The organism is Micromonospora sp. WMMD754, from assembly GCF_049315235.1.
GTDB classification, from domain to species: Bacteria; Actinomycetota; Actinomycetes; order Mycobacteriales; family Micromonosporaceae; genus Micromonospora; species Micromonospora sediminicola.
Genome location: NZ_CP186058.1, coordinates 3,061,450 through 3,087,271, shown reverse-complemented (window position 1 = coordinate 3,087,271; position 25,822 = coordinate 3,061,450). Strand labels below are relative to the sequence as shown.

Here is a 25,822-nt window from a genome sequence, read left to right as displayed (position 1 = left end):
GGTCAGCCGGCCGGGACGACGAAACCGGACTCGTAGGCGGCGACGACCGCCTGCGTCCGGTCCCGCACCCCGAGCTTGGCCAGCACGTTCCCGACGTGTGTCTTCACCGTCTCGACGCCGACCACCAGGTGGGCGGCGATCTCCGGATTGGACAGCCCGGCCGCCATCAGCCGCAGCACCTCGGCCTCCCGGTCGGTCAGCCGCGCGGCGTGCAGCCGGTCCCCGCCGCGCCGCCCGTACGCGCCGACGAGCTGCCGGATCGCGGCCGGGAAGAGCAGCGACTCGCCGGCCGCCACCACCCGGATCGCCTCCACCACCTCGGCCGGCCGGGCCCGTTTGAGCAGGAAGCCGCTCGCCCCGGCGCGCAGCGCCTCGTAGACGTACTCGTCGTTGGCGAACGTGGTGACCACCAGCACCCGGGGCGGGTCGGCGGAGGCGGCGAGCAGCCGGCGGGTGGCCTGGATGCCGTCGATGGCCGGCATCCGCACGTCCATCAGCACCACGGCCGGGCGCAGCTTCGCCACCAGCGGCGGCACCTCGGCCCCGTCCGCCGCCTCGCCGACGACGCGCAGGTCCGCCTGCGCGTCCACGATGGCCCGCAGGCCGACCCGGATCAGCTCGTCGTCGTCGACGATCAACACGTCGATGGTCACCCGGGCTCCTCCCTGGGCGCGGGCAGGGTGGCCCGGACCCGCCAGCGGTCGCCGCGCGGGCCGGCGTCGAGGTGCCCGCCGAGCAGCAGCACCCGCTCCCGCATGCCGTCCAGCCCGCGCCCGCCGCCGGTCGGCCCGGTGGTGCCACGCACGGCGTTGACCAGCTCGATCTCCAACCCCTGTGGGGGTACGGCGACCCGCAGCGTCACCGGTCCCCGGCCGTGCCGGGCGGCGTTGGTCAGCCCCTCCTGGACGATCCGGTAGCCCTCGCGGGACACCACGGCGGGCAGCGCGTCCAGCGCCCCGTCGACCCGGGACTCGACGACCAGCCCGGCGGCCCGGGCGGCGGTGACCAGCCGGTCCAGCCCGACCAGCGTGGGTTGCGGGGCGTTCGGCGCGGGCGTCGGCCCGGCGTCGGTCTCGCGGAGCAGCCCGAGCACGTGGTCGAGGTCGTCCATGGCCCGGCGGCTGGTCTCCTCGATGGCCCGCAGCGCCCGCCGGCTGAACTCGGGGTCGGTGTCGAGCAGTTCCCGGGCGGCGCCGGCCTGGAGCGTCGCCACGGTCAGCGCGTGCCCGACCGAGTCGTGCAGTTCCCGGGCCAGCCGGTTGCGTTCGGCCAGGCGGACCGCGCGGGCCTCCAGCGCGGCGATCCGCTCGGCCTGGGCCGGGCCGAGCAGAACCGGGGCCATCGAGGCGGCGAGCGCGCCCAACCCGGCCACCGCGTAGCCGAGCGCGACCAGCACGGCGGCGCCGGCCAGGCCGGCGGTCACCGGGCGGGCCGGGTCGAACGGGCCGAGCGGCTCGTCCGACACCGCGCCGACGTCGAGCCCGGCCAGGCCGGCGACGAAGACCAGCGCCATCGGGAACGCGCTGATCGCGGCGAACAGCACCGTCGCGCCGGTGGTCAGGTGCAGCGCGATCCAGAGCGCGGCGCGCAGCCGGGTCTCCCGGTCGATCCGGTGGCCGGGGGCGGGTTCCGGCAGGTCGACCGCGAGCAGCGCGCGGGCGGCGGCGATCTCCAGCGCCCGGCTGCCGGCCAGGAACACCGGCACCACCGCGAGCCCGACGCCGACCAGCAGCAGCCCGACGCCGGGCGGACGCGGCACCCCGCTGCTGGTCAGCAGCTGGGCGAACGCCACCGCCAGCAGCGCGTACGGCAGCGCGAGCACGCCGCCGAGCAGCAGGAACACGGCGCGCCGCCAGGTGCTGCCGCGCACCAGCGGCGCGAGGACACCCCGGACCGTCACCGGGTCATTGTCCCGCCGCCGGCCGGCCCGCGACTCCCCCGCGCCGGGGAGATGTCCTCAGCGGTGGTCGCGGACGTAGGCCTCCGGGTCCTTGTCGTGGAAGCGCAGGTTCCGACCGTTCTTGTGCTCGCCGTAGAAGGTGAGCCACCGTGCCCCCAGCTCGGCCCGCAGTTCCACGCTCGCGTGCCGGCGGAAGTCGGGCAGCGCCTCGTCCTCCTCCTCGGCCAGGTGCTCGCTGTTCTCCTTGCGGGCCGTGCCCACCGCCGCCCACCAGGCGTCCGAGCCGACCTCGTGCCGCTTCGACTCGGCGACCGCGTCGCGGATCTTGTTGTGGTCGCCGATGGCGTCGGCGGTCTCGTCCTCGCCGTCGTCGCCGTGCTTGACCAGGTGCGGGTAGAGGATCGCCTCCTCGGCCTCCGCGTGGATGTCCAGGTGCAGCGCGAGCGCCTCCCAGATCGCCAGCATCTCGGCCGGGTCGCGGGCGTCGTCGAGCCGGGCGAAGCCGCGCCGGAAGGCGGCGTGGTCGTCCAGGATCAGTGCGGTGATGTCGTCCATGCGGTCACTTCCCCAGTCGGGCGCGGATCATCTTCGGTACGGCGGCCAGGCCGGTGACCGGGCGGAACGCGCGCGCGGCGGTGGCCAGCGCGGCGTACTCGTCGTCGGTCAGGTCGATCTCGGCGGCGGCCGCGTTGCGTTCCATCTGCTCCACTCCGGACGCGCCGGGGATGGCGACCACGTTCGGGTGCCGCAGCACGTACGCCAGCGCGATCTGGCTCGGCGTGGCGTCGTGCGCGTCGGCCACCTCGCGCAGCGTGGCGATCAGCTCGGTGCCGCGCGCCAGGTTCTCCGGCAGGAAGTACGGGTTGGCCCGGCGCACCGCCCCGGCCGGCGGGTTGGCGGCGTCGTAGCGGCCGGAGAGGAAGCCCTGGGCCAGCGGGCTGTACGCGATGACGATCCGGCCGGCCTGCTCCGCGTACGGGATCAGGTCCTCCTCGGGGCCGCGGTCGATCATGCTGTAGCGGACCTGGTTGCTCAGCACCCGGCGGCCCAGCGCGGCCTCGGCGAACCGCCACCGGCGCAGGTCGTAGTTGCTGACGCCCACCTCGCCGACCAGGCCGACGTCCTGGAGCGTGCGCATGCCGCTCATGGTGGTGGTGTCGGCGACCACCGGGTTGGGCTGGTGCACCTGGTAGAGGTCGATGCCGTCGACGCCGAGCCGGGCGGCGGAGGCGACCGCACGCTGCTGCACCACCGGGGCGACCGGGAGCAGCGGGAAGATCTTGCTGGCCACCACGACCTTCGCCCGGTCGTCGCCGAGCGCGGCCCCGAGGATCCGCTCGCTGCGGCCGAAGCCGTAGAGCTCGGCGGTGTCGAAGAGGGTGACCCCGAGGTCGAGCGCCCGCCGCACGATCTCGGCCGCCCGGCGCTCGTAGTCGGGGCCGTAGCCCCACTCGCGGGAGCCGAACTGCCACGTGCCGAGGCCGATCCTGGAGATGGGCTTGGGGGTGTCGAGCCGCACGAAACGCATGGATCCGACGCTACCCGCGCCGCCGTGACCGCACGCGTGTTCGCCGGTGGCGGCAGAATGATCAGGTGACCTACCTCGCCAGCGACGACCGTTACGAATCGATGCGCTACCGGCGCAGCGGCCGCAGTGGGCTCCGGCTGCCCGTCATCTCCCTCGGCCTGTGGCACAACTTCGGGCCGGACCGGCCCTTCGAGCGGCAGCGCGACATCGTCCGCCGCGCGTTCGACCTCGGCATCACCCACTTCGACCTGGCCAACAACTACGGCCCGCCGCCGGGGTCGGCGGAGGAGAACTTCGGTCGGCTGCTCGCCACCGACCTGAAGCCGTACCGCGACGAGCTGGTCGTCTCCACCAAGGCCGGCTACCTGATGTGGCCCGGCCCGTACGGCGAGTGGGGCTCCCGCAAGTACCTGATCTCGTCGCTGGACCAGTCGCTGCGCCGGATGGGCCTGGACCACGTCGACATCTTCTACTCGCACCGGTTCGACCCGGACACCCCGCTGGAGGAGACGATGGGCGCGCTGGACGCCGTCGTCCGGTCCGGCAAGGCGCTCTACGTCGGCATCTCCAACTACGACTCGGCGCAGACCGCCCGGGCTGCCGAGATCCTCCGTGACCTGGGCACTCCGCTGCTGATCAACCAGCCGTCGTACTCGATGCTCAACCGTTGGACCGAGTCCGACGGCCTGCTCGACACGCTGGCCCAGGTGGGCGCCGGCTGCATCGCCTACAGCCCGCTGGCCCAGGGCCTGCTCACCGACCGCTACCTGGGCGGCATCCCGGCCGACTCGCGCGTGCGGACCAGCGTGTTCCTCAACGAGAGCGACCTGGACGAGGCGCGGATGGCGACCGTGCGCGGGCTCGCCGCGGTGGCCGAGCGGCGGGGTCAGACGCTGGCCCAGCTCGCCCTGGCGTGGGCGCTGCGCGACCCGCGCATGACCAGCCTCATCGTCGGCGCCAGCAGCCCCGCCCAGTTGGAGGGCAACGTCGCCGCGCTGGACAACCTCGACCTGGCCGGCGAGGACCTGGCCGAGATCGAGCAGCTGCTCGACTGAGGCTCACCAGATCCGACGCCGCCCGGCGCGGTGGTTGCGCACCCCGCACGGCCGCCCGGGCGGCGGGCCGCCGGCCCGTCGCAGCCGCAGGCCGACCACTGTCGCCAGCAGCGCGGTGACCACCGCCGCCGCGCCGATGACCAGCGGCCGGGAGAGCGGGTCGGTGTCGGTCACCGCCGCCACCGGCACCCCCGCCGCCGGCTCGTCGCCGGTCGCCGGCACGGCGAGGGTACGCGGGGCCGCCGCGCTCGCCGACGGCTTGCCCCGGCTCCCGGAGCCGCTCGCGGCGGCCCGGAAGATCACGTCGGAGCAGGAGTAGTAGGTGTCCTGGGTGCTCGAGTTCTGCCAGATCACGTAGATCAGGTGCCGGCCCGTGCGCCCGGTCGGCAACCGTCCCGGCATCTCGTACGCGCCGGCCCGGATCGGCGGGTCGGTGACTTCCAGGAACGGCTTCTCCTCGACGTCCGCCCAGGTCAGACGCCGGTCCGGGGCGTACGACCGGGTGGTCACGTAGAACCGGAACGTGCCCTCGTGCGGGATGGTGGTGCGATAGCGGAACGTGTGCCGGGCCCCGGCCGTGAGCGTGGTGGCGGGCCAGTCGCTGCGGGGCAGGTCCAGTCCCCGGTACGCGGAGAGCCCGCCACTGCACAGCTCCCCGTCCGGGATGCGTTCCCGGTCCCGCCCGTCGATCCGGGCCACCCGGATGTTGTCCCACTCGCGTACCGCCGCGCCGGCGGCGATCGCGGCGCGGCAGGCCGGTGTCTGTGCCCGGCCACCCTCCGGACCGCAGGCCGCCGCCCGGCTCATCGGGCTGGTCGGCGCCCCGTGGGCGCTCGCCGGTACGGCGGTGGACAGCAGCGTCGCGGCGACGGCGGCGAGCGCGGCGAGCGCGCGACGTGTGTCCATGTGATCGACCTCCCGCGCACTGGTACGGGCGGGAGGCGGCAAAGGTTCGATCCGCGTCGACACCCCGACCGGTCAGGCTCGGCTGTCCGAACGGACAATCGGGGCGGCGGCGCGGCCCGGGCCGGCCCTACAGTGACGACACCCTGTGATCAAGGAGCGAGCCTTGCCCGAGCCGGCACAGCCCCCCGAACCGCCCCGCGCCGCCCCGGCGGACGGGTCCCCGGCGGGCGACGTCCCGCCCGCACCCCAGCCGTACCTGCTGGTGCTGCCCACGATGGAGGGCGCGCCGCCGCCGGTGCCGTGGCCCGGCGCGGAGGGGCAGCCCGCCTGGGCGATCCCGGTCACCGTGCCGGCCGGCACCCAGGGCTACGCGCTGTTCGTGCCGCTGGTGCCGGCGGCCGGTCAGCCGGCCACCGGCGTGCCCGCCCAGGCCGGTCCACCGACCGTGGAGGCCGCGACCGGTCCGGCCGAGGACGGTCCGGGTGCGGCCGTCAAGGCCGACGATGGTTCGGGTGCGGCAAACGAGGCCGACGGTGGTCCGGTCCTGGTCGCGGCGGACACCGACCCGGCGCGTCGACCGGCGACGGCGACGTCCGGGGCCGCCACGGGCTCGCACACCACGGCGTCGCCCCCGGTGGTCACGGCCGTGCAGCCCTCCCCGTCCGCGGTGACCGCCGCCGGGCCGGCGGGCCAGGCCCCGCCGCAGCCCGCGCCGGTCGGCCCCGGCACCGCGGTGGCACCGGCCGGCCCCGGCCCGCACCCGCCCGCCGCGCCGCCGTACCAGGACATGCGCCCCTGGGGCACCTACCCGCCGCCGCAGAGCTGGGCTCCCCGACCCCGGGGGCCCCGCACCTCGTTCCTGGGCGCCCGGTGGCCCGGTCCGAAGCCGGCCACCGGCCGGGCCGTGCCGCTCGCGGTGCTCGCCGCCGCGCTGGGCAGCGCGGTCTTCGTGCCGCTCGGCCGGGTCGGCATCGGCTGGTTCCTGGGCTGGCTGACGCTCACCGTCGCGGTGCTGCTCGCGGTTCGCACGAAGACCGCCGAACTGCCCCGCGCCGACCGGCTGATCCGCCTCGGTTGGGCGTTGGCGGCCCTGGCCCTGATCGCCGTGCCGGCGGTCCGCAACGCCTGGTGGCTGGTGACGTTCTGCGTGCTCGGCGCGCTGGGCTGCGCCACGCTCGCGATCGCCGGCGGCCGGTTGGTCCGCTCGATCCTGTTCGGCCTCGTCGCCACGCCGTTCGCGGCGCTGCGCGGCCTGCCCTGGGTGCGCCGGCACGTCAGCGCCTCGCCGGAGGCGACGACGGTCCGCAAGGTCACCGTGTCGGTGGTCGCCACCCTGGTCGTGCTGGTGGTCTTCGGCAGCCTGCTCGCGTCGGCCGACGCGGCGTTCTCCGAGGCGTTGGGCACGCTCGTGCCCGAGGTCGACCTCGGTACGGTGGTCGGCTGGCTCTTCCTCGCCGCGGTGGGTGGGCTGATCGCGGTCGCCGCCGTCTACACGCTGACCGCACCGCCCGACCTGTCCACCGTGGACCGGGAGGGTGAGCGCCGGCTCGGCCTGCTGGAGTGGGCCCCGGCGATCGGGGCGCTGACGCTGCTCTTCGCCGGCTTCGTGGTGGTGCAGTTCACCGTGCTCTTCGGCGGCGAGCGGCACGTGCAGAAGGTCGCCGGACTGAGCTACGCCGAGTACGCCCGCAGCGGCTTCTGGCAGCTGCTCTTCGTCACGCTGCTGACGGTGGCGGTGCTCGCCGGGGTGGGCCGCTGGGCCGGCCGGGAGCGGCCGGTCGAACGCGTCCTGCTGCGCGTGCTGCTCGGGCTGCTCAGCGCGCTCAGCGTGGTGATCGTGGTGTCCGCGCTGTCCCGGATGTGGACCTACCAGAAGGTCTACAGCTTCACCGGTGAGCGGATCTTCGTGATGGCGTTCGAGCTGCTGCTCGGCGCGGTCTTCCTGATGATCCTGGCGGCGGGCGTGCGCTGGCGGGGCCGGTGGATCCCCGGCGCCACCGTGGCACTGGCCGTGGCGATGCTGCTCGGCCTGGCGGTGCTGAACCCGGAGGACTACGCCGCCCGGCGCAACACGCTCCGGTACGAGCAGACCGGCAAGATCGACGCCTGGTACCTGCGGGCGCTGTCCGCCGACGCCACACCCGCGCTCACCCGGCTGCCCGACCCGGTGCGCCGCTGCACGCTGAGCTGGATCGCCGACGAGCTCGACCAGCGCGACCCCTGGTACGCCTGGAACCTCGGCCGCCAGCGGGCCCGCCAGGCGTTGGACCGGGTCGGGCCGACGGCGGTCGGCGGGCCGAAGGACTGCCGCCGGGCGGACCAGTTCGACCTGCCGAAGACCCGCCGACCCCGCTGACGTCCCCGGTGGCCGGGCCGCGAACGCCGCGGCCCCGGCCACCGGCACGGACCGCCTCGCCCGCGACCGTTCACCCGCCCCTCACCTCGCCGCCACGGCCGCCACCGTCTCCGCGCCTACCTTCGGCTGCGCGAACGTCAACCGAGGTAGCGGAGGTTCCTCCATGTCCGTCCGTCAGGTGCTGACGGCACTGGTCACCGGCGCGGCGCTGGCCGTGCCGGCGGCCGCCCACGCGACGCCGGCCGACCGTCCCGGCGTCCCGCCGCAGCGGACCCACTTCGACCTGCAGGCCCACCGCGGTGGCATCGGCATGACCACCGAGGAGACGCTGGCCGGCTTCGCCAAGGCGATGCGCCTCGGCGTCACCACGCTGGAGCTGGACACCCAGGTCACCCGGGACGAGAAGGTCGTCGTCACGCACGACCGCCAGGTCAGCGCGCAGAAGTGCCGGGACACCGCGCCGGTGCGTCCGGGCGACCCGGCGTACCCGTACGTCGGGAAGTACGTCAAGGACCTGACCCTGGCGCAGATCAGGACCATGGACTGCGGCTACCAGCAGCTGCCCGGCTTCCCGGAGCAGGAGCAGGTCGCCGGCGCCCGGATGGCGGAGCTGCGCGACGTGCTCGACCTGGTGAAGCGCTACCGGGCCCACGGGATCACGCTCAACATCGAGACCAAGGTGGAGGCGGGGGCGCCCGAGCAGACCGCGCCGCGTGAGCTGTTCGTCCGGCGGGTCTTCGAGGAGATCCGGCGCTCGGGCATCGAGCGGCAGGTCACCATCCAGTCGTTCGACTGGGGAGCGCTGCGGGTGATGCACCGGCTCGCGCCGCGCTGGCCGCTGGTGGCGCTGACCAACTACGACTTCCTCCAGGTCGGCAAGCCGGGCGCGTCGCCGTGGCTGGGCGGGCTGGACGTGGACGACTTCGGCGGCGACTTCGTCCGGGCCGCCGACGCGATCCCGGGCGTCACCACGCTCTCGCCGAACTACGGGTTCCCGCAGAACGGCACGATCGCCGACCCGGCCTTCCGGTTCTACCCGGACCGGAAGATGGTCGCGGACGCGCACGCACGCGGGTTGAAGGTCGTGCCGTGGACCTGCGACGACATGCCGACCGTGGCGGCGCTGATGGACCTCGGCGTGGACGGCGTCATCACCGACTATCCGAACCGGGTCCGGCAGCTCATGGCCGAGCGGGGCATGCGGCTGCCGAAGGCGTACCGGGCGCGCTGAGCGGTGGGGGCGGGGAGGGGCCCACGTGGCCCCTCCTCAGCCGCCGACGCGCAGCGCCAGGATCGCGATGTCGTCGGCGACCGGGCCGCTCTGGTAGGCGGCCACCCCGTCGCGCACCAGCTCCACCAGCTGCCGCGGTGTGCTGTCCGGCGCGTCGCGCAGCAGCTCCACCAGGCGTTCCTCGCCGAAGAGCCCGCCCGGCCCGCGCGCCTCGATCACCCCGTCGGTGTAGAACAGCACGGTGTCGCCGGCCTCGAGGGCGACCGACCGCCGCCCGAGCCGCACCTCGGGGAAGGCGCCCAGCAGCACGCCCGGCACGGTGATCACCTCGACCCGCCCGTCGGCCCGGCGGACCAGCGCGGGCGGGTGGCCGCCGGAGGCCACGTCCAGGTCGGCACCGCCGTCGCGCAGCCGCAGCCGCCCGCACACCACGCTGAGGAACCGGTCCACGTCCGGGTCGGTCCGGAGCCGGGCGTGCAGTTGGCGCAGGGCCGTGGCGGGCTCCGCCAGCGCCGCGGTGATCCGCAGCGTGTGCCGGGCCAGGCCGGTGACGGAGGCGGCGTCCACGCCCCGGCCGGCGACGTCGCCGACCACGAGGACCCACTCCCGGCCGGCGGCACCGTCGACCGGGAACACGTCGTAGAAGTCGCCGCCGACCCCCACCGCGTCGCCGGCCAGGTAGACCGCCGCCAGCTCGGCTCCGGGCACCGCCGGCAGCCGCGACGGCAGGAGGCTGCGTTGCAGGCGTACGGCGGTGGCGTGCTCCCGCTCGTAGAGCTGCGCCCGGGCGAGCGCCTGCCCGGCCAGACCGGCCAGGGTGACCAGGAAGTCCCGTCGCGCCGGCTCGAACTCCTGCGGTTCGGCGTACCCGAAGACGAGCACCCCGGCGGCGGTCCCCCGTCCGCGCAGCGGCACCATCGCCCACGACCGGTGGGGACTGTTCCGGATCGCGTCGGCGGCGTCGGGGAACCGGTCGAGGAGAGGTTCGAGCTCCGGGAAGAAGCTGGGTTCGTCGGCCCGGAAGGTGGCCGCGATCGGGTGAACGGCGTCCCGCCCGACCGCCTTCCACCGCGACGGCGGCTCCTGGCCGGTGGGCGGGAAACGGATCTGCCGGCCCGCCTCGTCGAGGAGCGCGACGGCCGCGACGGTCGCCTCGGCCGCCGGACCGGCGCCGTCCCGGACCGCCGCGACCACCTCGGCCACGGAGACCGCCTGGGAGAGCGCGGCGGTGAACTCCTGCACCCGGCGGGCCCGCCGTTCCTCGCGCCGCCGCGAGGTGACGTCGGTGATGAGGACGGCCACCGCGCCGGCCCGCCCGCCGCCGCCCGGCACCGCGAAGAAACTGCTCAGGTACGTCCGGCCGGCGCGTACCACCTCGACGTCCCGGACCGCGCCGGTCTCGGCGACCTCCCGCATCAGCGGCTCGACGACCGGACCCAGCTCGGGGAACAGGTCGGGCACCCGGCGGCCGAGGTGGTCGCCGACCGGGCGACCGTTCCACGCCGCGAGGACAGGGTTGATCTTGAGGTAGCGCAGGTCGGTGTCGAGCAGGGCCACCCCGACCGGCGCGTTCTCCACCAGCGTTTCGAGGGCGGTGAGCATGGTGGCCCGGTCCGCGGTGAGCTGCTCGACGCCGACCGTCGCCTCGTCGGGCACCTCGTCGAAGACGGCCGCGATGCCGACCGGGCCCACCGGTGTGGACCCGTGCACCGGGTAGTAGCTGCCCCGCCACCGCCGCCGGCCGGGTCGTCCCGGGGTGGGACCGACGACGTCCAGGTTGACCAGCGGACGTCCGGTCTCGATCACCTGCCGGAGCTGCTCGGCGAACGACTCGGGCAGCTCCGGCAGCACCTCGCGCAGGTGCCGGCCGGGGTGCTCGGCGGCCGGCCGTCCGTTGATCTCGGCGGCCCGCTGGTTGGCCATGACGAAGCGCAGGTCCCGGTCCAGCACGCTGACCCCGACCGGCAGGTGGAGCAGGATCGTCTCCAGCAACGCCTGGTCGATGGCGGACACCGCCGGGCCGTGCCCGAGGGTGGCCACCGGCGACGGGCCGGGTGGTCCGGGCTCCTCGGCGACCGGCACGTGGGCACCGTGCCGCAGCCCGGCCGCGCGCACCCGCCCGGCGGCGTACGCGGCGAGGCCGGTCGCCGCCTCCACCGTGCCCGGCGGCACGTGGCCCCGGAAGCCGAGACTGAGCGCGCCGACGACCGTCCCGTCGCCGTCCGGGTGCCACAGCGGTGCGGCCACCAGGCCCTCGACGTCGGCAGTGGGCAGGCTCGCGGTCGCCGGGAAGCGGATCAGCCGCTCCCGGAACGACCCCGCCTCCACCACCTCACCGGTGCGGGCGGCGCGGGAGATGCCGACCGGCGCGGCAAGCGGGAAACGGGCCCAGGTCTCGGCCAGCTCGGGCACCATGCCGACGGAGTAGATCAGGTCCAGCTGCGTGCCGGCGGGGTCGAGCAGGACGAGGACCGCCACCTCGGCGCCGGTACGGCGCAGGACGTCGGACGGGAGCAGGCCGCTGCCGTCGTCGACCGTGCGCCCGACCCGATCCCGCACCCCGCCCTCCCTCATCCGTACGAGGGCCGACCGACGGGCCCGGGGAGACGGTACCGCCGCGGGCACGGCGGGGCGACCCACCGACCGCCGGATGAACAGGGGCCCTGTCGGGCAGCTCACACCCGCCCGGCAGGTCGGTCAGGCCGGCCCCCCGCCGAAGCCGATCTCGTTGCCGTCCGGGTCCCGGAAGACGACCTTGCGGACGCCGTTGTCGTAGGTCTCCTCGTCGGCCGGCGTCAGTCCGCGGGCCGCGATCCCGGCCAGACGGGCGTCGAGGTCGTCGACGAAGACGGTGTGCATGGCGTGCCCGGCGTGCTCCGGCCGCACGTCGACGTAGAGGTAGCGGTGCTCGGCGAGTTCCCAGACCGCCTCGGTGTCGTTGGGCAGGAACGCCGGCGGACCGCCGAGCAGCCGGTCGTACCAGGCGGTGGCCACCGCGCGGTCGCGGACCGGGACGCCGGCGAACAGGTCGACCGTCATCCGGCCATGGTAGGCGCGTCCACGTGCCGGCGAGGGCTCACGCCGTACCGGCGCTTGAACGCGGCGCTCAGCGCGAAGGAACTGCCGTAGCCGACCCGGCGGGCCACCGCCCCGACGGTGGCGCCCGGCTCGCGGAGCAGGTCGGCCGCGAGCGCCAGCCGCCACCCGGTGAGGTACGACATGGGCGGTTCGCCGACCAGCGCGGTGAACCGCCGGGCCAGGACCGCCCGGGAGATCCCGGCCTCGGTGGCCAGCACCGCCACGGTCCACGGTCGGGCGGGGTCGTGGTGCAGCGCCCGCAGGGCCCGGCCGACCACCGGATCGGCGTGTGCCCGGTACCAGGCGGGTGCCGCCGCGCCCGGCCGGGCGAACCACTCCCGCAGCGCGGCGATGAGCAGCAGGTCGAGCAGGCGGTCCAGCACCGCCGCCTGGCCCGGCTCGTCCTTCACGATCTCGGCGGCCAGCAGCGGGACCAGCGGTGTGTCCCAGGAGTCACGCGGAACGACCGCCAGCGGGGGCAGCGCGTCCGACAGCCGCCGGCCGACCGCTCCCTGCACCGCGTACGTGCCGGTGAGCAACATCGTCGGGCCGTCCGGACCGTTGCCCCAGGTGCGGACGCCGAGCCCGGTCGTCCCGAACAGCTCGCGCCCGTCCGGCGTGGTGCAGCGCTGGCCCGGGAGGATCACCACCTGGGGCGGCGTGGCCGGGTCGTCGGCGACGAGATAGGGACCGGGGCCGCGCACGATCGCCACGTCCCCGGCGCCGAGCCGCGCGGTCTCGGCCTGCTCCGGCGCGACCCAGGCGTCACCACGGACCACCGCGACCACGGTGAGCGGCGCCTCGTCCCGGACCAGCATCGACCAGGGCGGTGTGAGGATCGAACGGAGCAGGAAGGCGCCCCGGGCCCGGGGGCCGTCGAGCAGTCCGGCAACGGCGTCCACGAAGACGATTACACACACATTCGCGCGTCCTGGCCATGTGCCGTCTCACCGGGCGGCGGTTGACTGGGCACATGCGACTCGTACAGCACCTGACGCTGGTCGGGGCCACCGTCGGGGCCGGGCTGATGGCCGGGCTCTTCGCCGCGTTCGCCTACGCCGTGATGCCGGCGCTGCGGGGCGCGGACGACCGCACGTTCGTGGACGCGATGCAGCGGATCAACGTGACCATCGTCAACGGCTGGTTCCTGCTGGCGTTCCTCGGCACGCCGCTGCTCGCCGCCCTGTCGGCGGTGCTGGCCTGGCGGGGCACGGCCCGCCCGGCGCTGCCGTGGATCATCGCCGGGCTCGTCCTCTACCTGGTGGCGGTCGGCATCACGGTCGCCGTCAACGTCCCGTTGAACGACGCGCTGGCGGCGGCCGGACCGGCGGACCGGCTCGGCGACCCCGGTGCCGTACGGGCGCGCTTCGAGGCCACCTGGGTCACCGGGAACGTGGTCCGCGCGCTGGCGAGCACGGGCGGGTTCGCGGCGTTCTGCTGGGCCCTGGCGCTCACCGGCCGTGCCGGCGACTGAGTCTCATCACGGCCAGGCCCGAACCGTACCGAAACCTGCCATGAGTCGACGACTCCGCGCGGACCTGCCGCCCCGACCCAGGGCCGGGGCGGCAGTCGAGTTCCACCCGCCAACCTAATCGCGCCGGGGGGCTGTTCTGATCAACGCGAGCGAGATCAAGATCACGACGATGCCGAGGCCTTCCAGGAGGGTCGGCACCTGCAGGAGCAGATCCTCCGTCGCATACCCGTCGGGCGTGGCAGCCCGGGTCGGATCCGTCCGGTCGACGCGTACGTCGAGCAACTCCCCGACGCGGAACTCACTCTCGTCGAGTTCGCTGGAGAACCGCTCCCGGTGCCGCACGCCGTCGAACGTGTAGTCCACCGTCAGCCTGTTGGCGGAGAACGAACGCGTGATCCTGAACCGTTCGATGTGGACCACTTCGCCTGTCGTCTCGGCGCCGACGCGAACCCGCTCGTCGATCGCCTCGCGCAGCCGAACAGTGAGCAGGATACCTGCGCCGACGAGAAGGGTGCCCAGGACAACCCAGAGGACCAGCTTCACCTCTCGCCGGCCGAACGGGCTCTCCACTACCGGCCCTCCTCGTGTCTTGGTTCGCATCGGCCAGCTACCGGGGGAACCTCGCACGTATCAGATCAAGTTTTTTTTCAAACGGCCATCTCACGCCGAGGACCCGCTACGACCTCTACCCCAAGGCGGCGTTTGCGACCACATACCAGGCGGCCCCGAAAAATGCTGCCAGCGCCGACGTTGCTGCGGCAATGTTTCCCAGCCTCATGCGCTTCGAAATACCTCCGCAGGATGGCCGGGGAGGAATATCATCAATGCAGCCCTGCAGACCATACAGACCGCGCAGTAGGCGCTTTCTGCTGTGCGCGGTGCTGAGCCCAGGGAGGGCCGCTTGGACCGTTATTGGTTCACTTCCCTGCACCAGCAGGCGCACGGAAACGGTCTCCAACAAGTCGAACCCTTCGAATAGATGCCTAGGCACCTCAAATCGAATGAATGGATTTGCCACCCGGATGGACGTTGGCAGCACGGTGAACGTAGCGGCTGGTCCTGCAAGGTAGGCGATGCACAGTCCACCGACAGAAATCGCCAGCGACAGAGCAAGCCCATACCCGGGCTGCTCACGCGCCACCGTGTGCACAACCATCGCGATCGGAAAGATCGGAGCCAGCAGTGCACCGACAACATACGGGAGCAGATCGGAGCGACGGATAGTTCTGCGCTCCACGCGTCCATCAGTCAAAACTGGGGCACCCCCGACCGAGTCGGCTCAAGGGTGGACCGGAGGCACCGCCGTGCAAACCACACCGCGACGATCGCCGACGAGCCGACGCAGTCGGGTCCACGCAGTTCCCGTACGGCGTTCGAAGCACGATGGCAGAGCTACGAGTCGTCGAAGACGTCGTCGAGCACGAGTCTTGCCCGGCCAGGGACCTCCTCCTCCGGGAAGATCTCCGCACACAGAGCGAGGACCTGCTCCGTGCTGGTCAACCCGAGATGGTTGACCAGGAAGCGGATGTCCTCGGCGTCCCGCCGCCGTGCAGCAAGCACCTTCATGGCCAACAGATGTTCCGGAGAGGCCGCCGCCACGCGCAGGCCCGGGTGGTCGAACACGCGCGGAGCCGTCGCGTCGCCTCCCGGAGCGACATAGGCGCTCGCCTGCTCGTTGAGCCACCAGTGCGGCAGGCCGAGTTCATCGGCTACCGCACGAGCCTCGTCGAGCACGATGCCATGGGGTTGGAACACGGCGTCGATGTCCCGAGTGGCCCGCCGGGAGTCGTAGGCGAGTGCCATGGCCGCCCCGCCGAAGATGTAGAGGTCCGCCACGACGCCCCGCCTCGCCAGCCGGTCCCCGAGTCGGCGGAAGGCATCCTCGATCGCCGAGCGGTCCAGCAGTGGATCATCAAGGCTCACGCGACGTTCAACTCCTGCGCCGACACGTACACGCCCCGACGACGGAACGCTGCCGGCGCGTGCACCACCGCGTCGACCCGAGCGGCACGGGTGTTGAAGGGGAACCAGAACCGCCGGAGCGACCGGGTCTCGACCCATGACGGCGCACCCCGCCCGTCACTGGCCGCCAAGTGCTCCGTCAGTGCCGCGAGGAATACATCCCAACGCTCGTCACCGGTAGGCGTTGGTTCCTGGTCCAGCAGCACGGTGCGTTTCTCGGCTGGTTCCCAGCGGTACTCCTCGAGAAACTCCGCCACCAGCCGCCATCGTCGCGTCTCGTCGGACCCGACGAGCAAAGCACCCAGGCGCGCCACCGTCAGTGGCTCGTACCTCGCAGCGCGGTTCCTCACTCCCTCGACGCTAGTACATTCGTCGGCGCATCTGTGGCCAGGCACAGTCCGCGATGGCGAGATCCGTGGGAGGACGCAGATGCGCGCGCAGCCCACCGCCCTCTCACCATCCATGGGTCGACGACTTTGCGCGGACCTGCCGCCCCCACCCAGGGCCGGGGCGGCAGCCGGGTCCCGCCCCCGCATCCACGAGCCAAGTGATCGAGGACGCTAAGATCACCATCTCTCGGCGTCAAGACCCGCACACAAGTGGTGAGGACGACGCGCCCAGAACCGGACAGATGCAATCTGTACCAGGTAAGGCGCGGCCCGGAACCGGTGGTCGATCGTGTCGCCCGGGTGGGGTGTGGGGCGCAGCCGTGACGAAATCTGTGACCAAAAGATCGAGAAAAGCGGCACCTCTCGATGAGAAGTGCCGCTTGACCTGCACAAACACAAGGTGGAGCCGAGGGGACTCGAACCCCTGACCCCCACACTGCCAGTGTGGTGCGCTACCAGCTGCGCCACGGCCCCTTGCGGTCGTCCCCGGTCGCCCGGGCACGGGAAGAACTATACACACGCCGTTCGGCATGGTCATCTCGCGGGGGGTCACCCCCGGGCCCGGTCAGTTCAGCGCCACGTCGGGCGGGAAGTGGGCCACCGCGGCCATCATGCCGCCCTGCCGCCGCAGCACCATCGGCCAGAGATCGTCGGGGCGGTCGACGAAGGCGTCGCCGGGGAGCGCGTCGAGCACGAACCAGGACCCCTCCTCGATCTCGCGCTCCAACTGCCCGGCGCCCCAGCCGGAGTAGCCGGCGAAGACCCGGATCCCGCCGACGGCGTCCCGCAGCTTCGCCGGGTCGACCGAGAGGTCGATGGTGCCGACCGCGCCGGAGACCCGGTGGAAGCCCTTGACCGGCTTGACCGGGTGGCGCATCCGGGCCAGGCAGATGGCCGAGTCGGGCTGGACCGGGCCGCCCTCGAAGAGCACCGCCGGCTCCCGCGCCAGGTCGCTCCAGTCGCCCAGCACGTCGGCCACCGGAACTTCGGTGGCCCGGTTGAGCACCACGCCGAGGGCGCCGCCGGGCTCGTGGGCGACCAGCAGCACGACGGTGCGGTCGAAGTTCGGATCCTTGAGCACGGGTGTCGCGACCAGCAGCCGTCCGGTCATCGACTCCATGGCTCGGCCACCGATCGCCTGCCCCTCACCCTGCATGTCCGACACCCGTCAGCCGTGCGCCCGCGCGGGCCCGACGCCGTCGACCGTCCACGCTGTCAACGCCATGTCAGGCACCATAGCCTGCGCCCCGCCCGCTGGCTAAGGTCTGACCGGCGGGTGATCGCGACGGATCGAGGGAGGGCCGGATGACGGCGGAGGCCGAACTGGCGGTGATCGGCGGGTCGGGTCTCTACGCCCTGCTGGACGGGGTGGAGCATGTGGTGGACACCCCGTACGGCGCGCCGTCGGACCCGATCACGGTGGCCGAGGTGGGCGGTCGCCGGGTGGCGTTCCTCCCCCGGCACGGGCGCGACCACCGGCACCCGCCGCACCGGATCCCCTACCGGGCCAACCTCTGGGCGTTGCGTTCCCTGGGCGTACGCCAGGTGCTGGCGCCGTGCGCGGTCGGCGGCCTCCGGCCGGAGTTGGGGCCGGGCACGTTCGTGGTGCCGGACCAGCTCGTCGACCGCACCAGCGGACGGGTGCAGACCTACTACGACCGGGGCGCGGTGCACGTGTCGTTCGCCGACCCGTACTGCCCGGCCGGGCGGCGGACGCTGCTGGACGCGGCGGCCGGTCAAGGCGTGCCGGCGGTGGACGGGGGGACGGTGGTGGTGGTCGAGGGCCCGCGCTTCTCGACCCGGGCGGAGTCGCGCTGGTTCGCCTCGATCGGCGGCACGGTGGTGAACATGACCGGCCACCCGGAGGCGGTGCTCGCCCGCGAGCTGGCCCTCTGCTACACGTCGATCGCCTTGGTCACCGACCTGGACGCCGGCGTCGAGGCGGGCGAGTCGGTCACCCAGGAGGAGGTGTTCCGGGTCTTCGCGGAGAACACCGACCGGCTGCGTGGGCTGCTGCTGGACGCGGTCGCCGCGCTGCCGGCCGAGCGGGACTGCCCGTGCGGTGGCGCGCTGGACGGGATCACGCTGCCGTTCCCACTGCCCTGAGCCCCGGCGAAGCGCCCGAAAAGTCGGCTTCCGCCCGCTAGATTCGGTGGGTCGGGAGGCGGCCCGGCCCGGGACGGAGGCAGCCGGCGATGGCGACGGTGCGCGAGGCGACCTACGACCTGCTGCGCGCGCTCGGGATGACCACCGTCTTCGGCAACCCCGGCTCGACCGAGGAGCCGTTCCTCCAGGACTTCCCCGCCGACTTCCACTACGTGCACGCGCTCCAGGAGGCGTCGGCGGTCGCCATGGCCGACGGCTACGCGCAGGGCACCGGCCGGCCCGCCCACGTCAACCTGCACACCGCGCCGGGCACCGGCAACGGCATGGGCAACCTGGTGACCGCCTGGCACAACCGGACCCCGCTGATCGTCAGCGCGGGCCAGCAGACCCGGGAGATGCTGCTGATCGAACCCCGGCTGGCCAGCCCGCGGGCGGTCGAGCTGGCCCAGCCGTACGTCAAGTGGGCCCACGAGCCGGCCCGCGCGCAGGACCTCCCCGCGGCCTTCATGCGGGCGTACGCCTCGGCGGTGCAGCCGCCCGCCGGGCCGGTGTTCCTCTCCCTGCCGATGGACGACTGGGACCGGACCGCCGACCCGCCGCCGCAGGTGCGGACCGTCGCCACCCGCATCGCGCCGGACCCGGACCGGCTGCGCGGCTTCGCCGACACGCTGGCCGACGCCCGCGCCCCGGTGCTGGTGCTCGGCGCGGCGGTGGACCGGGCCGACGCCTGGCCGGCCGCCGTCGCGCTGGCCGAGCGGCTGGCCGCCCCGGTGTGGGCCGCCCCGGCGCCGGAGCGGGCCGTCTTCCCCGAGCGCCACCCGCACTTCCGGGGCGTGCTCCCGTACGCGATCGGGCCGCTGTCGGAGGCGCTGCGCGGCCACGACACGGTGCTGGTGGTCGGCGCTCCGGTGTTCCGCTACTACCCGCACGTGCCCGGCGACTACCTGCCCGGTGACGCCCGGCTGCTGCACGTCACCGACGACCCCGACGAGGCGGCCCGGGCCCCGGTCGGGGAGAGCCTGCTCGGCGATCCCGGCCTGACCATGACGGCGCTGATCGAGGTGCTGCCGCCGGTCGGCCGGCCCGCACCGCCGCCCCGGGAACAGCCCGCGCCGCCCGAGCCCAGCGAGCCGCCCACCGCCGACGCGCTGTTCGCGGCCCTGGCCGCGGCCTGGCCGGCGGACGGGGTGCTGGTGCAGGAGTCACCGTCCAACCTGGCCGCGTTGCGCCGGCGGCTGCGGGTCGACCGGCCCCGCTCGTACTTCACCATGGCCAGCGGCGGCCTCGGGTTCGGGCTGCCGGCCGCGGTGGGCCTCGCGCTCGCGGAGCGGGACACCGGGCGCGGCCGCCCGGTGGTGGCGGTGGTCGGCGACGGCTCGGTGCACTACTCGGTGCAGGCGCTCTGGACCGCGGCGCGGCTGCGCCTGCCGCTGGCCGTGGTGGTCCCGGTGAACCAGCAGTACGCGATCCTCAAGGCGTTCGCCGAGCTGAAGCACACCCCGGGCGTGCCGGCGCTGGACCTGCCCGGGCTGGACGTGACGGCGGTGGCGCGCGGCTACGGCTGCGCCGCCGAGGTGGTGACGTCGGTGGACGCGCTCGGCTCGGCGCTGTCCGCCGCGCTCGCCGCCGACCGCCCCACGGTGCTGCCGGTGCCGATCAGCACCGAGGTGCCCCGGATCCTGTGACCTCAGCCGGGCCGCGCGACCAGTGGGGCGCCGGTGCCGACGTCCAGCACGGCCCGGCCGCCCAGCGGCGCGGAGAGCGTGACGCTCACCGACTTCTGCACGAGCTGCATGGTGCAGACCCCGGTGGCGGGGACGACGGAGCCGCCGACCACCACCGCGTCCGGGCCCTCCCGCACCAGCGGGGTGGGCGCGCCGTCGCAGGCGCCGACGCCGACCACGTAGTCGAGGCGGTTCCCGTCCACCGCCCGCAGCTCCTGGGCCGCGACGAGGCCGGCCGGCAACGGCAGGGTGTCCGCCGCGCCGCCACCGACGGTGCCGACCGCGTGGGGCGCGACCGCGAGCCGGGCGACGGGTACGGCCAGCTCCTCCACCGTGAACAGCCAGGCGGGCACGTCGGCCGCGCCCCGGCTGGTCCACACCGGCGCGCTGCCCAGGCGGACCGCGGTCACGGTGAGCGGCACGCACGGGGTCGGCGCGGTGGTCGACACCGGGTCGTCCGGGCCCGGCTCGGCGGTCGGGCCACCGGGCTCCGGCCAGCCGGGCTTACCCAGCCGCGGCTCGCGCGGTCGGCCGTCGCACGGCGGCGGATCGCCCTGGTCCAGCTGGGCGTACGCGTCGACCGCGCTGACCAGCGGCACCCGCAGCTCGCCGTCGGGGAAGCGGATCGAGCCGTCCGGCGGGACGGCGGTCGGCAGGGGGATCTGGTCCCGGTACCAGCCGGAGGCGAACGCCAGCTCCGTCTCCGCGGTGAAGCTCGGGTCGCCGACGAGGACGGTGGCGTCCTGGAGCGGGACGTACCCGGTGCGCCACCTCGGGTCGGGGCGCCAGCGCGCGGCCACCTCCCGCGCCCGCCGGTCGAACGCCGGGTGCTGGTTCCGCACGGCGGACGTCGTCGCGCCCGGCTCGGCGGACGTGGTGCCACCCGGACCGGAGTCGGGCGTGGCGCACCCGGCGAGGACCAGCAACGGCAGCCCGAGCAGGGCGAGCGATCGGCGCATGCGGATTGGACGACGCCACCTCCCGGCCGGTTCCCGGTCAGTCCCCACCGCCCAGGTCGGCCTGGTACGCCTCCCAGAGCAGGTCCGCGCCGCGCCGCCGGTGCCGGTCGAGCACGCGGAGCAGGTTGCCGGCCTGCTCCCGCACCTCCTCGGCGGAGACGGCGGACGACCCGACGGCGTGCTGGAGCGCGGCCAGCGCCGCGACGATCGCGGCGTGCTCGTCCACCAGCAGACGTACGCCCCGGTGCAGCCGGGGCGCGGTGCGCAGCAGGTCGGCGTAGCGGCCGGCCGGGCCCTCGGTGATCCGGACGTGCTCGGTGAAGCCCTGCCGGACCGGACCGAGATGGACGATCAACCGCTCCCGCCAGCGGGGCTCCCCGGTCGCCGCCAACGCCCGGCCGAGCACGGTGGTCGGCTGCTGGATCGGACTGGTGACCATGGGGCACCTCCCGGCCTGCGGTGCTATCGCATACCGCGATGGTGAACCCGGCCGGCGCGTCCTGTCCAGCCACCGGCGACGCCTCATTCGCCCCATCCGTCCCAGGGAGCCCACCGGCACCAGCCGGGGGGCGGAGACGACTGTGCGCCCCGGTCCGGGAGGACCGGGGCGCACAGGTCAAGGTGGTGGAGGTGCCGGGAATCGAACCCGGGTCCTTCGCCGGTTTGTCAGGGCTTCTCCGAGCGCAGCTCGCTGTGCCTCTACTCGGCCCCACCGCTCACGCGAGCAAGTTGGTGTGACGGGCCCAGTCGCTGATTGATCTCGCCGCACGGACCCCGCGACCGGGTCCGATTGGCCAGCCTTCTAGCTGATGCCGGCTAACTGGGTCGAAGGCGCTCCCAGGCCGACAGACTTGCTACTCGCCTCAGGCGGCGAGAGCGAAGTCAGCGCGATTGTTCTTGGCGCTTATTGGTTTCCGACGACCGATTCTCGAGACGACGTCGGCTTCCTCGGCTCGCTTCCCCTGTCGCTGCGTACGAAGTCGAAACCAGTCACCCCCTCGACAGGCCACCGTGCTGGTGGCACTGACAAGCCTAACGCCTGCCGCAACGGGTTTCATCCCGAGCCCCGGCCCGGGCGCGCCGGCCCGGACAAAGCCGACAAATCAGTCGCCCATGCCCTTGCCGCGCCGACCCGCGACGCGCCGGATCTCCCGGTCGGCGTCCCGCTTGGCGAGGTCCTGCCGCTTGTCGTACGACTTCTTGCCCTTGGCCAGGGCGATCTCGACCTTGGCCCAGCCGTCCGAGAAGTAGACCTGCAACGGCACGACGGTCAGCCCGCCCTCGCGGGTCTTGCCGATCAGCCGGTCGATCTCCAGCCGGTTGAGCAGCAGCTTGCGGGTGCGCCGGGGCTCGTGGTTGGTCCAGGTGCCCTGGGTGTACTCCGGGATGTGCATGCCGTGCAGGTAGAGCTCGCCGCCGCTCTCCTGGGCGAACGCGTCGACCAGCGACGCCCGCCCGGCGCGCAGCGACTTGACCTCGGTGCCGGTCAACGCCATGCCCGCCTCGTAGGTGTCGAGGATGGCGTAGTCGTGCCGCGCCTTCTTGTTGGAGGCGACCACCTTGCGACCCTTTTCCCGTGGCATCGGCGCCACCCCCTTCCTGATCGGCTCCCGGCCACCGGCCGGCGAGCGGAGATCATGCTACCGGAACCACAAGGGCCCTCCCGCGCCGTTTATTCCGGCGCGGGAGGGCCCTTGGAGAGAGCCGTACCGAAACTAGACCCGCAGGTAGAAGCGGAGCGTGACCCAGGCGGTGATCGCGCTGACCAGGCCACCGACGGCGGCCATCAGCGGGAAGGTCAGGAAGATCTCGGACCAGGAGATCGGGGTGATCAGCCCCTCCAGCGCGGCCATCGAGCTGCCGGCCGCCACCGTCTTCACGCCGATCAGCGCGAGCAGGCCGAGGATGGAGCCGATCAGGCCGGCCACCACCGCCTCCAGCACGAACGGCGCCTGGATGAACCAGTTGGACGCGCCGACCAGCTTCATGACCGCGACCTCACGCCGCTTGCTGTAGGCGGCCACCTGGATGGTGTTCGCGACCAGCAGCAGGGCGGCGGCGGCCATCACGATGGCGAGGGCGAGCGCGCCGTTCTGGATGCCGGTGAGCACGCCGAAGACCTTGTCCAGCAGCTTGCTCTGGTCGACGATCGTGTCGATGCCCTCGGCGGTCTTGTACTGGTCGTAGATCTGCTTGTACTGCTGCGGGTCGTTCAGCGTGATCCGGAACGACTCCGGCAGCTGGTCGGCCTTGACCGCGTTGACCAGGTCGGGCGCGTCGGCGTACATCTGCTGGAAGCGCTTGTACGCCTCGTCCTTGTTGACGTACGTGACGTCCTTGACCAGCGGGTCCGCCTTGAGCTTGGTCTCCAGATCGGTCCGCTGCTGCTCCTGGACGTCGGTCTTCAGGAAGATCGAGACCTGGACGTTCTCGTAGTAGAGATCCTTCATGTCGCCGACCTTCTGGTACAGAAGGCCGCTGCCGCCCAGCATGAACAGCGACACCGCCATGGTGATGATCATGGCGACCGTCATGGTGACGTTGCGCCACAGTCCGACCAGTACCTCGGACAGGACGTACTTCATCCGCATCGGGATATTCCTCCGGCTCTCCGGCTGAGGTGTTCGTCGTCAGGGTCTACGGATCGTCAGCGGCTCAGCCGTAGACGCCGCGGGCCTGGTCGCGCACGATGCGGCCGCTCTCGATCTCGATCACCCGGCGCCGCATCTGGTTCACGATGTTGGAGTCGTGCGTGACCATCACGACGGTCGTGCCGGTGCGGTTGATCCGGTCCAGGAGGCGCATGATCTCGATCGAGGTGTCCGGGTCCAGGTTTCCGGTGGGCTCGTCGGCCAACAGGATCAGCGGCCGGTTCACGAACGCCCGGGCCACCGCGACACGCTGCTGCTCGCCGCCGGACAGCTCGTGCGGGTAGCGGTGCTCCTTGCCGCCGAGACCGACCAGCTCCAGCACCTCCGGCACGACCCGACGGGCCACCGCCTTCGTCTTGCCGATCACCTCCAGCGCGAACGCCACGTTCTCGTACGCGGTGCGGTTCGGCAGCAGCCGGAAGTCCTGGAAGACACAGCCGATGGAACGCCGGAAGTGGGGTCGCTTCCAGGAACGCATCGACGTGACGTCCTTGCCGTTGACGACGACGCGACCCTTGTTGGGCGTGACCTCGTGCAGCAGCAACTTGATGATGGTGGACTTGCCGGAGCCGGATGGACCGATGAAGAAGACGAACTCGCCCTTCTCGATCGAGACGGACACGTTGTCGAGCGAAGGCCGGGACGCCTTCGGGTACGTCTTCGTCACTTGCTCAAGCTGAATCACGGGTCGAGAGTCTACGCGGTGTAACCGCAGAGCCAAGCCCCCCGCCCCGTGGATGCGGTGCGCGTCATCGATTTACCCGGTCAGACCGAGATCGATGACGCGCTGCGTCCGACCGTGATCACGCACCGTCAGCGGAGAGCTGCTGCTGCTTCCGCCAGCGGATTCCCGCCTCGATGAAGCTGTCCAGCTCGCCGTCGAAGACCGAGGACGGATTGCCCGTCTCCTGTTCGGTACGCAGATCCTTCACCATCTGATACGGGTGCAGGACGTACGACCGCATCTGGTCGCCCCACGAGCCGGCGGCGTCGGTCTTCAGGCCCGCCATCTTGGCCTGCTCCTCCTGCCGCTTGCGCTCCAGCAGCCGGGCCTGGAGCACCCGCAGCGCGGACGCCTTGTTCTGCAGCTGGGACTTCTCGTTCTGGCAGGTGACCACGATGCCGGTCGGGATGTGGGTGATCCGGACCGCCGAGTCGGTGGTGTTGACCGACTGGCCACCCGGGCCGGAGGACCGGTAGACGTCGATCCGCATCTCGTTCTCGGGGATGTCGATGTGGTCGGTCTGTTCCACCACCGGCAGCACCTCGACCCCGGCGAAGCTGGTCTGCCGGCGGCCCTGGTTGTCGAACGGGCTGATCCGCACCAGCCGGTGGGTGCCGGACTCCACGCTGAGCGTGCCGTAGGCGTAGGGCACCTTCACGGTGAACGTGGCGGACTTCAGGCCCGCCTCCTCGGCGTAGGAGGTCTCGTAGACCTCCGTCGGGTAGCCGTGGCGCTCCGCCCAGCGCAGGTACATCCGCAGCAGCATCTCGGCGAAGTCCGCCGCGTCCACGCCGCCGGCGCCGGCCCGGATGGCGACCAGCGCCTCCCGGGAGTCGTACTCGCCGGAGAGCAGGGTGCGGACCTCCATCTCCTCGATGGCCTTGGTCAGCCCGGTGATCTCCGACTCGACCTCGGTGAGCGCGCCCGGGTCGGACTCCGCCTGGGCCAGCTCCAGCAGCACCCCGGCGTCGTCGAGCCGGGAGCGCAGGTCGCCCAGCTTGGTGATCTCACCGTTGACGTACGACAGCTGCGACGTCACCTGCTGCGCCTTGGCCTGGTCGTCCCACAGGTCGGGCGCGGAGGCCTCCTGCTCCAGGCGGGCCTTCTGCTCGCGCAGCTTGTCGAGGTCGAGCACGGCCTCGATGTTGCGCAGCGTGGCGTCGAGTTCCTTGAGCTGTTCGGCGTAATCGGCAGCGGTCACGACAGACAACACTACTGCGTGGGCCCGTCAACCTGTTGCAGGTGGTCAGCCGACCGGCGCGGTCTTCAGCCAGGAGAGCGCCGCCCTGTGGTAGGCGACCGCGAACTCCAGCGCGCTGGCGTCGTAGTTGTCGCCCTCCTTCTTGGCGTTCTTGACCTGCTCCCGCACCGCCGCCAGCGCCTCGGTGTGGTACTCGTTCGCCGAGGCGTACAGGTTCTTGAGCTGGCTCGACGAGTGCAGGTTGCCGAACGCCATCCGTAGCGCTATCGGGTTACGGATGGTGTCCTTGCCGGGATTCTCCGCCAGCCAGCGGGAGAATGTCCGTTTCCCGGCCGCCGTCAGCGCGTACGGCTGGCTCATCCGCGGCCCGGGCTTGCCGAGCCGCACCAGACCCTTCTCGGCCAGGACGGGAAGCTCCCGGTAGACCTGACTGCGGGTCATCGACCAGTACGGCGCCAGCCGGCGCTCGGCGGCGGCCATCAACTGGCCGCCAGTCATCGGGCCGTCGTGCAGCAGGCCCAGCAGGGCCGCCGCCGTCGGGTTGACTCCGGATTCCGCCATGCCCTCTAAGCTGCCAC

The 25,822-nt window shown here is 72.9% G+C and carries 25 protein-coding genes, 1 tRNA gene and 1 other RNA gene; 6 read left to right on the top strand and 21 right to left on the bottom strand.

Annotation, left to right across the window (positions count from 1 at the left end; all coding sequences use genetic code 11):
* Positions 1-2: 2 nt before the first annotated feature.
* Genes ACN27B_RS15065 through ACN27B_RS15050 form a run of 4 tightly spaced genes read right to left on the bottom strand, consistent with a single transcriptional unit; the run spans position 3 to position 3,428 of the window.
* A complete protein-coding gene (locus ACN27B_RS15065; protein ID WP_099162435.1) occupies positions 3-653 on the bottom strand; it encodes a response regulator in 651 nt (216 codons plus the stop codon).
* Complete coding sequence (locus ACN27B_RS15060) at positions 650-1,900, bottom strand: sensor histidine kinase (protein WP_099162436.1); 1,251 nt, start codon at positions 1,898-1,900, stop codon at positions 650-652. The genes ACN27B_RS15065 and ACN27B_RS15060 overlap by 4 nt, the downstream gene beginning before the upstream one ends.
* 57 nt (positions 1,901-1,957) lie before the next feature.
* Positions 1,958-2,455, bottom strand: a complete 498-nt coding sequence (locus ACN27B_RS15055) for a hemerythrin domain-containing protein (RefSeq protein ID WP_091581503.1) — start codon at positions 2,453-2,455, stop codon at positions 1,958-1,960.
* A gap of 4 nt (positions 2,456-2,459) precedes the next feature.
* Positions 2,460-3,428, bottom strand: a complete 969-nt coding sequence (locus tag ACN27B_RS15050; protein WP_099162437.1) for an aldo/keto reductase — start codon at positions 3,426-3,428, stop codon at positions 2,460-2,462.
* 65 nt (positions 3,429-3,493) lie between these two features.
* Here ACN27B_RS15050 and mgrA point away from each other — a divergent pair, with 65 nt between their 5' ends.
* Positions 3,494-4,483, top strand: coding sequence for an L-glyceraldehyde 3-phosphate reductase (gene mgrA / locus ACN27B_RS15045; protein WP_422745530.1), 990 nt, complete (start codon positions 3,494-3,496; stop codon positions 4,481-4,483).
* Positions 4,484-4,486: 3 nt separating this feature from the next.
* On the opposite strand, the gene ACN27B_RS15040 is transcribed toward mgrA, so the two are convergent.
* A complete protein-coding gene (locus tag ACN27B_RS15040; protein WP_099162439.1) occupies positions 4,487-5,389 on the bottom strand; it encodes a lytic polysaccharide monooxygenase auxiliary activity family 9 protein in 903 nt (300 codons plus the stop codon).
* A gap of 163 nt (positions 5,390-5,552) precedes the next feature.
* Here ACN27B_RS15040 and ACN27B_RS15035 point away from each other — a divergent pair, with 163 nt between their 5' ends.
* Together ACN27B_RS15035 and ACN27B_RS15030 are read left to right on the top strand one after the other, a co-directional pair.
* A complete protein-coding gene (locus ACN27B_RS15035; RefSeq protein ID WP_422745527.1) occupies positions 5,553-7,745 on the top strand; it encodes a DUF4153 domain-containing protein in 2,193 nt (730 codons plus the stop codon).
* Positions 7,746-7,908: 163 nt separating this feature from the next.
* Positions 7,909-8,976 carry a glycerophosphodiester phosphodiesterase family protein gene (locus tag ACN27B_RS15030; RefSeq protein ID WP_281590772.1) on the top strand — a complete coding sequence of 356 codons (1,068 nt, stop codon included), beginning with the start codon at positions 7,909-7,911 and terminating at the stop codon, positions 8,974-8,976.
* Between the two features lie 36 nt (positions 8,977-9,012).
* Here ACN27B_RS15030 and ACN27B_RS15025 read toward each other — a convergent pair whose 3' ends face one another.
* The 3 genes from ACN27B_RS15025 to ACN27B_RS15015 all read right to left on the bottom strand — a co-directional run bounded on the left by ACN27B_RS15025 (position 9,013) and on the right by ACN27B_RS15015 (position 12,956).
* Complete coding sequence (locus tag ACN27B_RS15025; RefSeq protein ID WP_422745525.1) at positions 9,013-11,535, bottom strand: SpoIIE family protein phosphatase; 2,523 nt, start codon at positions 11,533-11,535, stop codon at positions 9,013-9,015.
* 138 nt (positions 11,536-11,673) lie between these two features.
* Entirely contained in the window at positions 11,674-12,015 is a 342-nt protein-coding gene (locus ACN27B_RS15020) for a VOC family protein (RefSeq protein WP_099162442.1), read from the bottom strand.
* Positions 12,012-12,956, bottom strand: coding sequence for an AraC family transcriptional regulator (locus ACN27B_RS15015; protein ID WP_281590770.1), 945 nt, complete (start codon positions 12,954-12,956; stop codon positions 12,012-12,014). The genes ACN27B_RS15020 and ACN27B_RS15015 overlap by 4 nt, the downstream gene beginning before the upstream one ends.
* A 71-nt stretch (positions 12,957-13,027) precedes the next feature.
* Between ACN27B_RS15015 and ACN27B_RS15010 the strand changes: the two genes are divergently transcribed.
* On the top strand, positions 13,028-13,528 hold the full coding sequence (locus ACN27B_RS15010; protein WP_422745522.1) for a DUF1772 domain-containing protein: 501 nt from the start codon (positions 13,028-13,030) through the stop codon (positions 13,526-13,528).
* 114 nt (positions 13,529-13,642) lie between these two features.
* Here the strand turns inward: ACN27B_RS15010 and ACN27B_RS15005 are convergent, their stop codons facing one another.
* From ACN27B_RS15005 to ACN27B_RS14985, 5 genes are all read right to left on the bottom strand, one after another.
* A complete protein-coding gene (locus ACN27B_RS15005; protein WP_422745520.1) occupies positions 13,643-14,098 on the bottom strand; it encodes a DUF3592 domain-containing protein in 456 nt (151 codons plus the stop codon).
* 822 nt (positions 14,099-14,920) lie between these two features.
* Positions 14,921-15,451: a DUF6036 family nucleotidyltransferase gene (locus tag ACN27B_RS15000; RefSeq protein WP_396822450.1), complete on the bottom strand. Its 531-nt coding sequence runs from the start codon at positions 15,449-15,451 to the stop codon at positions 14,921-14,923.
* On the bottom strand, positions 15,448-15,747 hold the full coding sequence (locus ACN27B_RS14995) for a hypothetical protein (protein WP_396822449.1): 300 nt from the start codon (positions 15,745-15,747) through the stop codon (positions 15,448-15,450). Before ACN27B_RS14995 ends, ACN27B_RS15000 begins: the two co-directional genes overlap by 4 nt.
* Positions 15,748-16,280: 533 nt before the next feature.
* Positions 16,281-16,353 (bottom strand) — tRNA-Ala (locus ACN27B_RS14990).
* 91 nt (positions 16,354-16,444) lie between these two features.
* Positions 16,445-17,035, bottom strand: a complete 591-nt coding sequence (locus ACN27B_RS14985) for a YqgE/AlgH family protein (protein ID WP_091584149.1) — start codon at positions 17,033-17,035, stop codon at positions 16,445-16,447.
* Positions 17,036-17,184: 149 nt separating this feature from the next.
* Here ACN27B_RS14985 and ACN27B_RS14980 point away from each other — a divergent pair, with 149 nt between their 5' ends.
* Entirely contained in the window at positions 17,185-17,985 is an 801-nt protein-coding gene (locus tag ACN27B_RS14980; protein ID WP_357621960.1) for an S-methyl-5'-thioadenosine phosphorylase, read from the top strand.
* 89 nt (positions 17,986-18,074) lie between these two features.
* Positions 18,075-19,670, top strand: a complete 1,596-nt coding sequence (gene mdlC, locus ACN27B_RS14975; protein ID WP_422745517.1) for a benzoylformate decarboxylase — start codon at positions 18,075-18,077, stop codon at positions 19,668-19,670.
* Between the two features lie 2 nt (positions 19,671-19,672).
* Here the strand turns inward: mdlC and ACN27B_RS14970 are convergent, their stop codons facing one another.
* The 8 genes from ACN27B_RS14970 to ACN27B_RS14935 all read right to left on the bottom strand — a co-directional run bounded on the left by ACN27B_RS14970 (position 19,673) and on the right by ACN27B_RS14935 (position 25,805).
* Positions 19,673-20,668, bottom strand: a complete 996-nt coding sequence (locus tag ACN27B_RS14970) for a hypothetical protein (protein ID WP_422745515.1) — start codon at positions 20,666-20,668, stop codon at positions 19,673-19,675.
* 37 nt (positions 20,669-20,705) lie between these two features.
* Positions 20,706-21,107 carry a hypothetical protein gene (locus ACN27B_RS14965; RefSeq protein ID WP_099162450.1) on the bottom strand — a complete coding sequence of 134 codons (402 nt, stop codon included), beginning with the start codon at positions 21,105-21,107 and terminating at the stop codon, positions 20,706-20,708.
* Between the two features lie 183 nt (positions 21,108-21,290).
* Positions 21,291-21,666, bottom strand: a transfer-messenger RNA (tmRNA) gene (gene ssrA / locus ACN27B_RS14960).
* Positions 21,667-21,771: 105 nt separating this feature from the next.
* Positions 21,772-22,251 carry an SsrA-binding protein SmpB gene (gene smpB / locus ACN27B_RS14955; protein WP_099164766.1) on the bottom strand — a complete coding sequence of 160 codons (480 nt, stop codon included), beginning with the start codon at positions 22,249-22,251 and terminating at the stop codon, positions 21,772-21,774.
* Positions 22,252-22,383: 132 nt separating this feature from the next.
* Positions 22,384-23,259 (bottom strand): permease-like cell division protein FtsX, encoded by an 876-nt coding sequence (ftsX, locus tag ACN27B_RS14950; RefSeq protein WP_396754554.1) that lies wholly within the window; start codon positions 23,257-23,259, stop codon positions 22,384-22,386.
* Between the two features lie 64 nt (positions 23,260-23,323).
* Entirely contained in the window at positions 23,324-24,004 is a 681-nt protein-coding gene (ftsE, locus tag ACN27B_RS14945) for a cell division ATP-binding protein FtsE (RefSeq protein WP_013284225.1), read from the bottom strand.
* 118 nt (positions 24,005-24,122) lie between these two features.
* A complete protein-coding gene (gene prfB, locus ACN27B_RS14940) occupies positions 24,123-25,244 on the bottom strand; it encodes a peptide chain release factor 2 (RefSeq protein ID WP_099162452.1) in 1,122 nt (373 codons plus the stop codon).
* Between the two features lie 45 nt (positions 25,245-25,289).
* Positions 25,290-25,805 (bottom strand): PadR family transcriptional regulator, encoded by a 516-nt coding sequence (locus tag ACN27B_RS14935; protein ID WP_091581545.1) that lies wholly within the window; start codon positions 25,803-25,805, stop codon positions 25,290-25,292.
* Between the last annotated feature and the right edge of the window lie 17 nt (positions 25,806-25,822).